Below are 13,597 nucleotides of genomic sequence, written 5' to 3' on the forward strand. Positions count from 1 at the left end.
CGAGGTTACTACAAAGCCGGTGGCGTCAGCCGCCGCAGCGCACGCCGGACAGGCTCATCGGGTCGCCCGACATCACCGTCCTCAGCGCGGGGCTGGCGGTGGTGAGCGCACAGGCATGCGCGCCGATGACGATGCCGTGCTGGCGCGCCTTGCGGCCATCGAACACGAAGCGCCACGGGCCATCGCCGGGGTGACGGAACAGCGCCACCACGCCGACCTGGCGCGCGTCGTCGGCCAGGCGCAGAGGCCACTGCTGCTGTTCCCCGGGCAGCAGCACGCGTTCGCTGACGTCGACCAGGTCATCGCCCAGTGCGTCGCGCTCGGCCTGCGCGTCCAGCAGGCGCGCCATCGGCAATTGCTCGAAGCGCTGCGCATCGCGCAACTGGTACACGCGCACCACCAGCGCGACGCCCTTGCGGCCGCGTCCTGCGTTGAGGTTGTTCGCGCCGTGCAGTTCCAGGGCGACGCTGCGTTGCTGGTCCGCGACCGCCTGGGCGTCCTTCAATCCCACGGCAGCGAGGGTGCGATCAACCGACTGGCCGATGCGGCCGCCGCTGGCGCAACCGGCAAGGGTCACCAGCAGGGCGGCGGCCACGCCGTGGCGCAGCGCGCGCGGCAGCGGGACGAGCAATGGCGCGAACGCGCGCGCGGGCCGGCTGGCGGCGGGAGGGCATTCCATGGCGTGAAGCTCCTTGCAGACCTTGGTCCCGGATCGGTGCGCGCGGATGGCGCTGACAACGGTCACGGTTTCGGGTAAGAATATGCCGGTCGCGATGTCAGTTGACGATCGCGGCCGGGGCCACTATACCGGTTCCGGGCGCCCTCGGCGCCACGTTGCACCCAAGGACCAGGCCCGTGCGCGGGCCACACATGGAGAGTGAACCGCATGCGTTGCACACGCTCGGCCGCCATTGCGCGCGCCTTCCTTGCCCCCGTCTTCTGCGCGCTCGTGCTGGTGCTGGCCGTGTCCGGCCCGGCGTCGGCGGCGAAGCCGAAGCAGTACGAAAAACTGTTCAATGCGGCCGAGGCCCACGTCGCGGCCGGCCGCATAGAGCCGGCGCTGATCGCCTTTGCCGACGCCGCCAAGGCCGATCCCACCCGCAAGGAACCGTGGGTGCGATCGGCGCAGTTGCTGTTCGACGGCGGCCGGTATGGCCGGGCCATCGTCGCCGCCGAGGAAGTGCTGCAGCGCGATCCGCAGGACCGCGTGGCCGACAGCGTGCTGACCATCGCCGGCATGCGCCTGGCCGGGCAGTCGTTGCAGCGGCTGCAGGCCAGCGGCGCGCTGTCGGTGTCCGACACCGCGCGCAAGGAGGCCGAGCAACTGGCCGGCGCGGTGCGGCAGACCCTCAGCAAGGCCGGCCCCGCCGCCGGCACCCCACGCGAAGCCCCACGCCGCGCGCCCAAGCCGCGGCGCAGCAAGCCGGTCGCCCGTGCCGCCGCCACGGCAGGCGACCCCGCCGCACCTGCGGCGCCCGCGCGTCCCGCCGAGACCGCGCCGCGTACGCCACCCAAGCCTGCCGGCGGCGGCGCCAACCCGTTTGACGTGCTCGGCCGCTGAGTCGGCGCACGCCCGCATCCGATCGTAGGGAGACGAGTCATGTCCAAGAAGGAAAGTGTCCAGAAGCGCCTGCAGAAGGTGCGCCCGCCGCGCGTGCAGCTCACCTACGACGTGGAGAAGGGTGACGCCATCGAGCAGAAGGAGATTCCGTTCGTGGTCGGCGTGATGGGCGATTTCAGCGGTCAACCCGAGCAGCCACTGGCCAAGGTCAAGGACCGCAAGTTCGTCAACGTCGACCTCGACAACTTCGACGAGGTGATGGCGGGCATGGCGCCGCGCGCGGTGTTCCGCGTGCCCAACCAGTTGTCCGGCACCGGCGGCGAGTTCGCGGTGGAGCTGAAGTTCAACTCCATCGACGACTTCCGGCCCGAGGCCGTGGTCGAACAGGTGGAGCCGTTGCGGCAGTTGCTGGAAGCGCGCTCCAAGCTGGCCGACCTGCGCAACAAGCTGGCCGGCAACGAAAGGCTCGAGGACCTGCTCAGCGACGTGCTCAACAACACCGAGCAGCTCAAGCAGCTCGGCCAGGCGCAGGAGTAAGCCATGAACCGCGAATTGGAAGCCGCGCCGCTGGCCGGCGGCGAAGTCGTCGAACTGGGCCTGCTGGACCAGATCATCGAACAGAGCAAGGTCGCGCGCTCGGACGCCGAGCACCAGCGCGCCCGCGACATCATCGGTGAGCTGGCGCGCGAGGTGATGCAGGGCACCGTGGTGGTGTCCGACAACCTCAACCTGACGCTCGATGCACGCGTCGCCGAACTCGACCGGCTGATCTCCGAGCAGCTCACCGCGATCATGCACGCCCCGGCTTTCCAGCAGTTGGAAGGCACCTGGCGCGGCCTGCACTACCTGTGCGGCCAGACGTCAACCGGCGCCCAGCTCAAGATCAAGGTGTTCAACGCGCCGAAGAAGGACCTGGTCAAGGACTTCAAGTCCGCGATCGATTTCGACCAGAGCGCGCTGTTCAAGAAGGTCTACGAGGAGGAGTTCGGCACCTTCGGCGGCTCGCCGTTCGGCGCGCTGATCGGTGATTACCAGATCGGCCGCCAACCCGAGGACATGTACTTCGTCGAGCAGATGTCGCACGTGGCGGCTGCGGCGCACGCGCCGTTCATCGCCGCCGCCAGCGAGGACATGTTCGGCCTGGAAAGCTTCACCGAACTGGGCAAGCCGCGCGACCTGGCCAAGGTGTTCGACACGGTCGAGTACGCCAAGTGGAAGTCGTTCCGCGACTCCGAGGACAGCCGCTACGTGGGCCTGACCCTCCCGCGCTTCCTCGGCCGCCTGCCGTACAACCCGAAGGACGGCACCACCGTCGAGGGATTCAACTTCGTCGAGGAAGTGGACGGCAACGACCACTCCAAGTACCTGTGGTGCAACACCGCCTACGCCTTCGGGGCGCGCCTGACCTGCGCATTCGAGGACTTTGGCTGGTGCGCGGCCATCCGTGGCGTCGAGGGTGGTGGCCTGGTCGAGGAGTTGCCGACCCACACCTTCCGCACCGACGACGGCGAGGTCGCGCTCAAGTGCCCGACCGAGGTGGCGATCACCGACCGCCGCGAGAAGGAGCTGAGCGACCTGGGTTTCATCCCGCTGGTGCACTGCAAGAACACCGACTACGCCGCGTTCTTCGGCGCCCAGTCGGCGCAGAAGCCGAAGAAGTACAACACCGATGCGGCCAACGCCAACGCCAGCCTGTCGGCGCAGCTGCAGTACATCTTCGCCGTCTCGCGCGTGGCGCATTACCTGAAGGCGATGATGCGCGAGAAGATCGGCAGCTTCGCTTCCGCTGGCAACGTCGAGGAATTCCTCAACCGCTGGATCGCGCAGTACGTGCTGCTGGACGACAACGCCGGCCAGGAAGCCAAGGCGCAGTTCCCGTTGCGCGAGGCGTCGGTGCAGGTGTCCGAGGTGCCGGGCAAGCCCGGCGTGTACCGCGCGGTGGCGTTCCTGCGCCCGCATTTCCAACTCGACGAGTTGTCGGTTTCGTTGCGCCTGGTGGCCGAGCTGCCGACCGGGTCGAAGAAGTAAGGCAACGGATTGCATTGCAGCACGGGGCTTCGCGTCCCGGCGGCACGCGGTCGCGCTGTTCGGCGGTTGCGGGTCAGCTGTAACACCCCGCCGGCGGACGTCGGCGGTTTTCTCACGGAAGAACGGAACAAAGGAAACCAGATCATGCAGCACGCTTTTCTGAGCATCGACACCATCAAGGGCGAATCCAAGGACGCCGACCACAAGGACTGGATCGAGATCGAGTCCTTCACCCAGGACGTCCTGCAGCCGCGCTCGGCCACCGCCTCCACCGCCGGGGGCAGCACCGCCGCGCGCGTGGAAATGAGCCCGCTGGAAGTCACCAAGCGCATCGACCTCGCCAGCACCGCGCTGTTCCAGGCCTGCGCCAACGGCACCACCTTCCCCAAGGCGCAGATCCAGTTCATGCGCGCCGACAAGGACGGCAACGCGATCAACTACTACACCATCGAGCTGCTGAACGTGCTGGTGCACCGCGTCAACACCGCCATGGGCCATGACGGCATGCCGGCCGAGACCGTGCAGTTGAGCTTCGGCGCCATCAAGTGGTCGTACACCCAGCAGAAGCAGGGTGGCGGCGTGGGTGGCAAGACCATCGCGCAGTGGAGCAACACCACCAACAAGCCGACCTACTCGGTCGCCTGATGGTCCGATGCGGTGGCGGCGCTCGCCGCCACCGCACTGGCACCGGAGCCGCCGATGAAGGGATTCGAACCCAGCCTGCTGGAAAAGCTGTTCGACGACGAACCGCGCGTGCGCAGCGGCGCGGGCATGTTCCGCAGCCTGTCGCTGGAGCAGTACAAGGAATCGGTGGCGCGTGACCTGGAAGGCCTGCTCAACAGCCGCGCCGCCTTCGGCGAGGACACGCTGGACGCCTGGCCGCAGTGCCGCCGGTCGCTTATGACCTACGGCCTCCGCGACTTTTCCACCCTCAGCCTGGCCAACGGCCACGACCGTGCGGCGATCTGTCGTGCGCTGGAGCAGGCGATCGCCCGCCATGAACCGCGCCTGCACGGCGTGCGGGTGGCCCTGGAGGGCAATGGCCGCGGCCCGTCCGCGCTGCGGTTCGCCATCCACGCCCTGCTGGACGTGGAGCCGGCGCGTGAGCCGGTCAGTTTCGACGCGTTGCTGCAGCCCACCACCATGCAGTACTCGGTCAGTCGCCTGCGGCGCGCGACGGCGGCCTGATGGAAGACCTGCTGCCTTATTACGAGCGCGAGCTCGGCTGGCTGCGCCGCTATGGCCGCGAATTCGCCGAGCGCTACCCGAAGATTGCCGGGCGCCTGCTGCTCTCCGCCGACGGCAGCCAGGATCCGCATGTCGAGCGCCTGATCGAAGCCTTCGCCCTGCTCAGCGCGCGTACCAGCAAGCGCATCGAGGACGACTACCCGGAGTTCACCGAGGCATTGCTGGAGGTGTTGTACCCGCACTACCTGCGGCCGTTCCCCTCGTGCTCCGTCGCCTGTTTCGACGCCGGACCGGCGGCGGCCAAGCTGACCGCGCCGGTGCTCGTGCCGCGGGACACGCTACTGCACTCGCGCAGCGTGCGCGGGGTCAACTGCCGGTTCCGCAGCACCCAGGACGTGGTGCTGGCCCCGATCCGCGTGGCCGCGGCGCGCTTCAGTGCCGTCGCCGATGCACCGATGGCCGTGAGCCTGCCCACCGGCAGCGGTGGCGCGATCTCCCTGTCGTTCGAACTGCTCGGCGAGCAACCGCACGCGGCGGCGCTGGGGCTGGCGCAGCTGCGGCTGTTCATGGATGGCGAGCCCTCGTTCTCCGCCGCGCTGCGCGACACCTTGGCCCTGGGCGTGCGTGCCGCCTACCTGGAGCCGGGCAACGGCGGTCGCTGGACCGCCCTGCCGGCCAGCCCGCTGCAGCAGGTCGGCTTCGACGCGGACGAGGCATTGATCGACGTACCAGACCGTTCACACCCGGCGTATCGCCTGCTGACCGAACTGTTCGCGTTCCCCGAGAAGTTCGGTTTCTTCGACCTTGACCTGCGGGCACTGGGCGCCACCACCGGCAGCCGCTTCACCGTGCACCTGGTGCTGGACGCAATGCCCGCCGACGCGCCGGTGGCCCGCCAGCTGGAGGCGTTGTCGGTTGAGCACGTGCGGCTGGGCTGCACGCCGGTGGTCAACCTGTTCGCGCAACGAGGCGAGCCGATCCGCGTCACCCATCGCAGCGCGCACTACCCGGTGGTGGCCGACGCGCGCCGCGCATTTGCCTACGAAGTGGTCTCCATCGATTCGGTGCATCGGATCCGGAAGACGCCGCAGGGTGAACAGGTCACCGAGTTCCGGCCGTTCTACGCGCTGCGCCACGGCGAATCGCCAGAGCAGGCGGGGCAGTACTGGGTGGCGCGTCGCGACCCGGACGTAGCCCGGCATAGCCCCGGCTTCGAGACCGAACTGGCCTTCGTCGATCTGGACTTCAACCCGGTGGCGCCGCAGACCGACGTGGTCAGCGTGGAACTGACCTGCAGCAATCGCGATCTGCCCAGCCACCTGGCCTATGGCGTGGCCGGCGGTGATTTGACCATGGACGGGGGCGGCGTGGCCCGCAGCATCGCGCTGCTGCGCAAGCCCAGCCGGCCGCTGCAGTTCGAGCGCGGGCGCGGTGCGCAGTGGCGGCTGATCTCGCATCTGGCGCTGAACCACCTGTCGCTCACCGCCAGCGGCCTGCCGGCGCTGAAGGAAATGCTGCGCCTGTACGACCTGTCACGCAGCAGCGTGTCCACGCGGCAGATCGACGGCCTGCTGGGGCTGGAGCACGTGGCGACCACCGCGTGGCTGCCCGGGCAACACTTCCCGAGCGTGGTGCGCGGAGTGGAGGTACGGCTGACGGTGGATGAGAACGCCTTCGTCGGTACCGGCTTGTGCGCGTTTGCGCGCGTGCTCGAGCGCTTCCTCGGCCTGTATGTGCACGCCAACAGCTTCACCCGGCTGTGCATGCTGTCCAGCCATGACGGCCGGACCCTGTTCCGGGGCGAACCGCGATGCGGCGAATCGATCCTGGTGTAGTCCAGCAGCTGCTGGCACAGCCGCAGCGCTTCGGGTTCTTCCAGGCGATGCGGGTGCTGGAGCGGCTGTTCGTGCGCCAGGGCCTGAAGCCGGCCGAGGCGGTGCCGGCGCGGGTGCGCTTCCGCAACTCGATGTCGCTGGGCTTTCCACCCAGCGAGATCGAGGGGGCGACCGCCTTCGCCAGGGATGGCGTGGCGCTGGACCGCGACGTGGCCGTGGCGCAGGCCGTGACCATGGAGGACGTGGGCGAGGTCCACCTCACGCCGGCGTTCATGGGCCTGCTCGGCGGCCACGGCGTCCTGCCGCTGCACTACACCGAGACGCTGGCCGAACGCGAGACCTTCCAGCGCGACCGCGCGGCGCGCGCCTTCCTCGACATCTTCAGCACGCGCGCCGTGGCCCTGCACTACGCCGGCTGGAAGAAGCACCGGCCCGCGCTGCAATACGAAACGGACAACCGCGAACGCTTCCTGCCGCTGGTGCTGGCGTTGGCGGGGCTGGGCACCCCCGCGCTGCGCCAGCGCCTGTGCGACGGCGACGGCGACGTGTTCGACCAGGCGCTGGCACACCACGCCGGACTGCTGGGCCAGCGCCCGGTGTCGTTGGCCACGCTGCAACGGGTACTGGCCGACTACTTCGCCGTGCCGCTGCGGGTGGAGCCGTTCGTCGGGGCCTGGTATGGGGTGCCGGAGGAACAACGCACGCGCCTGGGCATGGGCAATGCGCGGCTGGGTGCCAGCGCGCTGGCGGGGGGACGGGTGTGGCAGCGCGACCTGCGCGTGCGCCTGTGGCTCGGCCCGCTCGATCGCGGCGATTTCGACGACTTCCTGCCCGGCGGGCCCGCGGCCAAGGCATTGGCGAAGTGGCTGGCGTTGCTGACCGGCAGCACGCTCGAGTACGAGGTGCGGCTGGGGCTCAACGCCAATCACGTGCAGGGCATGGTCATGGCCGCGCCCACGGCCATCGCGCATGGCGACCCCCACCCCGCGCAGAGATCCGCTGCCGCCGATGACCCCTCCCTGGGCCCGCGCGGCGCGGCCGGGCCGCGGCTGGGTTGGGACAGCTACCTGTGCTCGCGGCCGGCGAAGACGCCGCGACACGACACCACCTATTTCATCCAGCCGCTGCACTGACGGCGGCACGCGAAGGAGCGCAACCGTGAGCACCACCCTCAAGACCCTGATCGCCAAACTCAACGACCCGTGCCGCCAGGCGGCCGAGCGTGCCGCCAACCTGTGCCTGGCGCGCGGCCACTACGAAGTCGACCTCGAGCACCTGTTCATCGCATTGCTGGAACAGGCAGGCGGTGACGTGGCGCTGGTCGCGCGCCGCAGCGGCATCGACGCGGATGCCCTGCGCACCGACCTGGAGCGCGAGATCGGGCGCTTCAAAGCCGGCAACGCCCGCACCCCGGTGTTCTCCCCGCACCTGCCCACGCTGTTCGAGCACGCTTGGCTGATCGCCTCGCTGGACACACACACCACCCGCATCCGCAGCGGCCACCTGCTGCTGGCGCTGCTGACCGAGCCTGGCCTGTCACAGCTGGCATACCGCGGCTCGGCGCTGTTTGCGCGGATCAAGCGCGACGAACTCAAGCACGACTTCGCCAAGCTCACCGAAGGCTCGCACGAGGACGCTGCGGTTCGCTTTGCCGATGCCGAGCTGGCGCCCGGCGTCGATACCGGCGCGGAGCGGGTGGCGCACGGCGGGCTGTCGAAGACCCCCGCATTGGACCAGTTCACCACCAACCTCACCCAGCGCGCGCGCGACGGCAAGGTCGACCCGGTGATCGGACGTGACACCGAGATCCGCCAGGCGATCGACATCCTGCTGCGCCGCCGCCAGAACAACCCGATCCTCACCGGCGAGGCCGGTGTCGGCAAGACCGCGGTCGTCGAAGGCCTGGCGCTGCGCATCGCGCAGGGCGACGTGCCCGAGGTGCTGCGCGGGGTGGAGTTGCACACGTTGGACATGGGCCTGTTGCAGGCGGGCGCGAGCGTGAAGGGCGAATTCGAGAACCGGCTGAAGAACGTGATCGACGAAGTGCGCAAGAGCCCGCACCCGATCATCCTGTTCATCGACGAGGCGCACACCATGATTGGCGCGGGTGGCCAGGCGGGGCAGAACGACGCCGCCAACCTGCTCAAGCCGGCCCTGGCGCGTGGTGAACTGCGCACCATCGCCGCGACCACGTGGAGCGAGTACAAGAAGTATTTCGAGAAGGACGCAGCCCTCGCGCGCCGCTTCCAGGTGGTCAAGGTCGAGGAGCCGGGCGAGACCCTGTGTGCGGCGATGCTGCGCGGCATGGTGCCGTTGATGGAGCAGCATTTCGGCATCCGCGTGCTGGACGAAGCGATTACCGAGGCCGTGCGCTTGTCACATCGCTACATCAGCGGCCGCCAACTGCCGGACAAGGCGGTGAGCGTGCTGGACACCGCCTGCGCCAAGGTCGCGCTGGGCCAGAGCGCGACGCCCGCGATCATCGACGATACCCGCAAGCACCTCGACCGCATGGCTGCGGAAGTCGCCGCGCTGCAGCGCGAGACGCTGAGCGGTGCACGCCATGACGAGCGCCTGGGCGAACTGCATGCACAGCAGCAGCAGGCGGAGCGGGTGCTGGCCCACAGCGAGGCGCGGCTGCGCGACGAAAGTGCGCTGGCGCAGAAAATCGCGGCGCTGCGCGTGCAGCTGGAACAGGAGGCGTCGGTCGCCACCGCCCCGGGCGTAACCATGCCGATGGCCAGCGACGAAGCCGATGAAGCAGCGGACGCGCCGGGTACCGACCACCATGCGGCCGACCCGGACGCAGCGGCGCGGGCGGGTACCGGCAGCGCAGAGCAAGTGGGCGGCGGGCCTACCGCCGACGCGCTGGTGGCTCCGCGCCAGGGCCGCAAGGCCAAGTCGGCCACCGCCGTCGCCGCGCCGGCCGTGGAGACCGCGCGCGTGCACCCGGCGCAGGTCGAGCTGGAAACCCTGCTCGCCGAGCTTCGCGCGCTGCAGGGCGAAACGCCCATGGTGCCCCTGCAGGTCGACGGCGCCGTGGTCGCGGAGATCGTCAGCGCATGGACCGGCGTGCCGCTGGGCCGCATGGTCAAGGACGAACTGCGCGTGGTGCGCCAGCTGGCGCCGTTGCTGCGCGAGCGCGTGATCGGTCAGGACCACGCGCTCGAGGCCGTGGCCCAGCGCGTGCGCACCGCCAGCGCCAAGCTGGAGGATCCGAACAAGCCGCGCGGCGTGTTCATGTTCGTCGGCCCATCCGGCGTCGGCAAGACCGAAACCGCGTTGGCCCTGGCGGACATCCTCTACGGCGGCGAGCGCAAGCTCATCACCATCAACATGAGCGAGTACCAGGAAGCGCACAGCGTCTCCGGGCTGAAGGGCTCGCCGCCCGGTTATGTCGGCTACGGCGAGGGCGGCGTGCTGACCGAGGCGGTGCGCCGCAATCCGTACAGCGTGGTGTTGCTGGACGAGGTCGAGAAGGCCCATCCCGACGTGCTGGAGATGTTCTTCCAGGTGTTCGACAAGGGCGAGATGGATGATGCCGAAGGCCGCGCCATCGACTTCCGCAACACCCTGATCATCCTCACCAGCAACGTCGGCTCGGCGCAGATCATGCAGGCCTGCCTCAACAAGCCCGCCGAGGAACTGCCCTACGCGGACGCGCTGGGCGAGGCGCTGCGGCCGGTGCTGATGAAGACCTTCAAGCCGGCATTCCTCGGGCGCATGAAAGTGGTGCCGTACTACCCGATCAGCGACGACGTGCTGGTGCGGATCATCGAGCTCAAGCTCGAGCGCATCCGCCAGCGCATCCGCGCCAACCACAAGGCGGTGTTCGACTGGGACGAGTCGCTGGTCGATGCGGTGCTGGCCCGCTGCACGGAGGTCGATTCCGGCGCGCGTAACGTCGATCACATCCTTACCGGCACGCTGCTGCCTCAGATCGCCGAAGAGGTACTCGCGCGCATGGCCGAGGGCGTGCCGGTGCAGCGCGTGCTGGTCGCGGCCGAGGACAGCGGCGACTTCACCTACGACATCGCCTGAGCGCGATCACCCATCCACGGAAGGGAGACCCACCCATGCATGCCAACCAGCGCGAACAGATCCTGCGCAACTGCAGCGACAAGTGGCGCGGCCAGTACCAACCCGACGGCCAGACGATCCGCGTCTGGCAGAAACTGGGACCCGCCCATGTCGTGGCGTTGCTGGAGCAGGCCGCAATTCCGGCGCGTACCGAGGCCCGCGTGCTGCTGCGGCGCATGGCGATGGGGCCGTGGCGCATCGGTGCGACCGTGCACCGCGGCGGCCACGGCGATGCCGCGCGCGGCGCTGACCCACGCGCGCACATCACGCTGTCGGTGGCGGGCCGGATCCATCGCCTGCGCTGCCTGGAGCGGGGCGGGCTGCACGTGGTGCAGATCACCGCCTGAGCGGCCGCGGCAGGGCGCCGGCCGGTCCGGTCGCGCCCTGCTCAGTCGGTACCGGTATCGGCCTTCCGGCCGCGCATCACCGCACCGGACGCGATGATCCCCACCTCGTACAACAGGCACATCGGGATCGCCAGCATCAGCTGCGACACCACGTCCGGCGGAGTAATGACCGCGGCGATGATGAACACGCCAACGATGGCGTAGCCGCGCGACTCGCGCAGCTGCGCCGGCGTCACCCAGCCCAGCGCGGCGGCGATCACCATCGCCACCGGCAACTCGAAGCTGAAGCCGAAGGCGACGAAGATCACCAGCACGAAGTCGAGGTAGGCGTTGATGTCGGTCATCATCGCCACGCCCTCGGGCGTGATCTTGGCGAGGAAGCCGAACACGGTGGGCAACACCAGGAAGAACGCGAACGCGCAGCCGGCGTAGAACAGGCCCATCGCCGAGACCAGCAGCGGCAGCGCCAGGCGCTTCTCGCGCTGGTACAGGCCCGGGGCGACGAAGGCCCACGCCTGGTACAGCAGCCACGGCATGGTCGCCATCAGCGCGACGAAGAAGGCGAGCTTGAGCGGGGCGAAGAACGGCGAGGCCACCTCCACCGCGATCAACTGGCCGCCGGCCGGCAGCTTGGCCAGCAGCGGCGCGGCGAAGTAGGCGTAGAGCTTGTTGGCGAACGGCAGCAGCGCCAGCAGCACGACGAACAGGCCCGCCACGGCGCGCAGCAGGCGCGAGCGCAGCTCGATCAGGTGGTCGATCAGGCGTGGCTCGGCGGAGAGCTGCGGCGCTTCACTCATCGGGTCGGCTTCCACGCGCTCAGCCCTGTGGGTCGCGGTGCAGCGTGGGGTCGGCCGGCGGCTGCAGGTCCGGCTTGCCGTTGCCGGGGACGTCCTCCTCGGGCCCGCGCTCGGCAGTCCGCTGGCCGGGAAGGCCGGCTTCCACGTCCCGCGCCACGCCGCGCACGTCCTGCTCCACGCTGGCCGTCTGCTCGCGCAGGGCGGCCTCGGCGGCGCGCAGTTGCTCCTGCGCCTGGCGCAGGCTGCGCTTGAGTTCCTCGTCGGCCAGTTCGTTCTCCAGCTCCGCCTTCACCGAGTACCACTGCGCGCGCGCGCGCCGCACCCACAGCCCGGCGAAGCGCGCGGCCTTGGGCAGCCGCTCCGGGCCCAGCACCAGCAGGGCCACGACGGCAATGACGAAGATCTCGGAGAAGCCGATATCGAACATGGCAGTCGGCCCGGGTCAGCGCCCGGGCCGTGCCCGCGCTCAGCGCGGGGTGTGCTCGTCGTCGCGCTGCGGCGCGGCGGTGGTGGTGCTGTCGCCGCCGCGGGTCTGGTCGGGCAGCTGCGCGGGCGGGGTGGTCTTGCCCGCATCGTCGTCCTGGATGCCCTTCTTGAAGCCCTTCACTGCTTCGCCCAGATCCTGACCCACGTTCTTCAGGCGCTTGGTGCCGAACACCAGCACCACGATCACCAGCACGACAAGCCAGTGCCAAAGACTGAAACCGCCCATGGGATTGCTCGATGGAGAAAGGTGGTCAGGATACCGCAGCCGGGTTACAGCCGGCGCGATGACGGGCCGTTCAGTGCGGCAGCGGCTCCACCTTGGCCGGGCTCTGCACGGTCTCGAACGAGCTTGGCTGGGTCTGGCCGGCCGGCTGCAGCGGCTGCGCCTGGCTGCTGGGCGGCGCTTCGCTGGCGCCCACCCGCACCTGGCCGCTGGCGGCCGCCCGACGCGGGGCCGCGCCGGTGCGGTTGGCGCTGGCGTTGGCGCTGGCCTCTTCCAGGCGGTCGCGGAAGTCGACCACGGCGTTGGATGGCGCGCCATGGGCGCGGCCCTCGAAGATCATGCGTGGCGTGGTGTCGCGGCCGTACACGGCCTCGTTGGCCTCGTCGTCGATGCTCAGCACCGCGCCGTCCAGGGCCACACCGGCAAACAGGCCGCGGGCACGCGACCACGACCAGATCTCGGCCTTGAGCTGGCCGTCGGTCGCGGTGGCGGCGTTGCGGCCGACCGGACCAGCGGCCACGCCGGCATCGGCGCCGAGGGTGATCTTGCCGTTGACGATCGAATCCAGGCCGCGGTCGCTGCGGAACACCAGCACCACGTCGGCCGATTGCACACCGGCCTGGAAACCGATGCTGCCGCCGGTCAGCTTCACGAAGCTGGGGTTTGACCAGGTGCCGTCGGGGTTCTTCACCGACAACAGGCCGTGGCCGCGGCGCGCGCCGACCATCAGGCCGATCTTGACCGTGTCCGGCACCACGACGATCGCGCGGGCATCATCCAGCAGCCGGTCGGGGATGGCCGATTCCGGGATCGACTGGATGTCCGCCAACACGCGGATCGCGTTGCGGGCGCGATCGTCCTCGCGGGGACCGGCGACTGCGCTGGTGGCAAGGCCGAGGGCGAGGGCAAGGACGGCAACGCGCGGCAGTCGGGACATGGAGGACTCCAGTGAACGGGGGATGTGGCGTTATACGGTGTTTGGGACCGTGCCGACGTGGCGTGGTTCCCAACATGCGGTTCAGGCTAGTGACGCGCGGATGAATCGCGATGGA

At 69.4% G+C, this 13,597-nt stretch carries 13 protein-coding genes and 1 pseudogene; 9 read left to right on the plus strand and 5 right to left on the minus strand.

The annotated features are described in order from the left end of the window. Positions 1–25: 25 nt before the first annotated feature. Complete coding sequence (tssJ, locus tag AC3ARF_RS00360; protein WP_498929252.1) at positions 26–679, minus strand: type VI secretion system lipoprotein TssJ; 654 nt, start codon at positions 677–679, stop codon at positions 26–28. A 207-nt stretch (positions 680–886) separates the two neighbouring features. Here tssJ and AC3ARF_RS00365 point away from each other — a divergent pair, with 207 nt between their 5' ends. The 9 genes from AC3ARF_RS00365 (at position 887) to AC3ARF_RS00405 (ending at position 11,039) form a co-directional block, all read left to right on the plus strand. Continuing rightward, positions 887–1,561: a hypothetical protein gene (locus tag AC3ARF_RS00365; protein WP_498929254.1), complete on the plus strand. Its 675-nt coding sequence runs from the start codon at positions 887–889 to the stop codon at positions 1,559–1,561. Between the two features lie 39 nt (positions 1,562–1,600). After that, positions 1,601–2,098: a type VI secretion system contractile sheath small subunit gene (gene tssB / locus AC3ARF_RS00370; protein WP_498929256.1), complete on the plus strand. Its 498-nt coding sequence runs from the start codon at positions 1,601–1,603 to the stop codon at positions 2,096–2,098. Positions 2,099–2,101: 3 nt separating this feature from the next. Beyond that, positions 2,102–3,589: a type VI secretion system contractile sheath large subunit gene (gene tssC, locus AC3ARF_RS00375; protein ID WP_498929258.1), complete on the plus strand. Its 1,488-nt coding sequence runs from the start codon at positions 2,102–2,104 to the stop codon at positions 3,587–3,589. 66 nt (positions 3,590–3,655) lie between these two features. Continuing rightward, entirely contained in the window at positions 3,656–4,234 is a 579-nt protein-coding gene (locus AC3ARF_RS00380) for an Hcp family type VI secretion system effector (RefSeq protein WP_498929260.1), read from the plus strand. Positions 4,235–4,288: 54 nt separating this feature from the next. Beyond that, positions 4,289–4,777, plus strand: a complete 489-nt coding sequence (gene tssE, locus AC3ARF_RS00385; protein ID WP_498929262.1) for a type VI secretion system baseplate subunit TssE — start codon at positions 4,289–4,291, stop codon at positions 4,775–4,777. Further along, a complete protein-coding gene (tssF, locus tag AC3ARF_RS00390) occupies positions 4,777–6,612 on the plus strand; it encodes a type VI secretion system baseplate subunit TssF (RefSeq protein WP_498929264.1) in 1,836 nt (611 codons plus the stop codon). The genes tssE and tssF overlap by 1 nt, the downstream gene beginning before the upstream one ends. Beyond that, on the plus strand, positions 6,588–7,745 hold the full coding sequence (gene tssG, locus AC3ARF_RS00395; RefSeq protein WP_498929266.1) for a type VI secretion system baseplate subunit TssG: 1,158 nt from the start codon (positions 6,588–6,590) through the stop codon (positions 7,743–7,745). The genes tssF and tssG overlap by 25 nt, the downstream gene beginning before the upstream one ends. Positions 7,746–7,770: 25 nt before the next feature. Next, entirely contained in the window at positions 7,771–10,653 is a 2,883-nt protein-coding gene (locus AC3ARF_RS00400) for a type VI secretion system ATPase TssH (protein ID WP_498929268.1), read from the plus strand. Between the two features lie 35 nt (positions 10,654–10,688). Next, on the plus strand, positions 10,689–11,039 hold the full coding sequence (locus AC3ARF_RS00405; RefSeq protein WP_498929270.1) for a hypothetical protein: 351 nt from the start codon (positions 10,689–10,691) through the stop codon (positions 11,037–11,039). 41 nt (positions 11,040–11,080) lie between these two features. Here AC3ARF_RS00405 and tatC read toward each other — a convergent pair whose 3' ends face one another. The 4 genes and pseudogenes from tatC to AC3ARF_RS00425 all read right to left on the minus strand — a co-directional run bounded on the left by tatC (position 11,081) and on the right by AC3ARF_RS00425 (position 13,482). Next, positions 11,081–11,836: a twin-arginine translocase subunit TatC gene (tatC, locus tag AC3ARF_RS00410; protein ID WP_498929271.1), complete on the minus strand. Its 756-nt coding sequence runs from the start codon at positions 11,834–11,836 to the stop codon at positions 11,081–11,083. Positions 11,837–11,978: 142 nt separating this feature from the next. Continuing rightward, positions 11,979–12,263: pseudogene (gene tatB, locus AC3ARF_RS00415) on the minus strand (Sec-independent protein translocase protein TatB); the annotation flags it as partial. Between the two features lie 39 nt (positions 12,264–12,302). Then, positions 12,303–12,548: a Sec-independent protein translocase subunit TatA gene (gene tatA / locus AC3ARF_RS00420; protein ID WP_498929273.1), complete on the minus strand. Its 246-nt coding sequence runs from the start codon at positions 12,546–12,548 to the stop codon at positions 12,303–12,305. 70 nt (positions 12,549–12,618) lie between these two features. After that, positions 12,619–13,482, minus strand: a complete 864-nt coding sequence (locus AC3ARF_RS00425) for a lipid-binding SYLF domain-containing protein (protein ID WP_498929275.1) — start codon at positions 13,480–13,482, stop codon at positions 12,619–12,621. Between the last annotated feature and the right edge of the window lie 115 nt (positions 13,483–13,597).

It is taken from the genome of Lysobacter sp. KACC 24251 (genome assembly GCF_057747755.1).

What these genes read in the sequence shown, in the direction of transcription:
- AC3ARF_RS00365 (WP_498929254.1), top strand. Translation starts at nt 887, where the DNA reads ATGCGTTGCACACGCTCGGCCGCCATTGCGCGCGCCTTCCTTGCCCCC.
- tatA (WP_498929273.1), bottom strand. Translation starts at nt 12,548, where the DNA reads ATGGGCGGTTTCAGTCTTTGGCACTGGCTTGTCGTGCTGGTGATCGTG.
- tssC (WP_498929258.1), top strand. Translation starts at nt 2,102, where the DNA reads ATGAACCGCGAATTGGAAGCCGCGCCGCTGGCCGGCGGCGAAGTCGTC.
- AC3ARF_RS00405 (WP_498929270.1), top strand. Translation starts at nt 10,689, where the DNA reads ATGCATGCCAACCAGCGCGAACAGATCCTGCGCAACTGCAGCGACAAG.
- tssG (WP_498929266.1), top strand. Translation starts at nt 6,588, where the DNA reads ATGCGGCGAATCGATCCTGGTGTAGTCCAGCAGCTGCTGGCACAGCCG.
- tssF (WP_498929264.1), top strand. Translation starts at nt 4,777, where the DNA reads ATGGAAGACCTGCTGCCTTATTACGAGCGCGAGCTCGGCTGGCTGCGC.
- tssE (WP_498929262.1), top strand. Translation starts at nt 4,289, where the DNA reads ATGAAGGGATTCGAACCCAGCCTGCTGGAAAAGCTGTTCGACGACGAA.
- tssJ (WP_498929252.1), bottom strand. Translation starts at nt 679, where the DNA reads ATGGAATGCCCTCCCGCCGCCAGCCGGCCCGCGCGCGCGTTCGCGCCA.
- tatC (WP_498929271.1), bottom strand. Translation starts at nt 11,836, where the DNA reads ATGAGTGAAGCGCCGCAGCTCTCCGCCGAGCCACGCCTGATCGACCAC.
- AC3ARF_RS00425 (WP_498929275.1), bottom strand. Translation starts at nt 13,482, where the DNA reads ATGTCCCGACTGCCGCGCGTTGCCGTCCTTGCCCTCGCCCTCGGCCTT.
- tssB (WP_498929256.1), top strand. Translation starts at nt 1,601, where the DNA reads ATGTCCAAGAAGGAAAGTGTCCAGAAGCGCCTGCAGAAGGTGCGCCCG.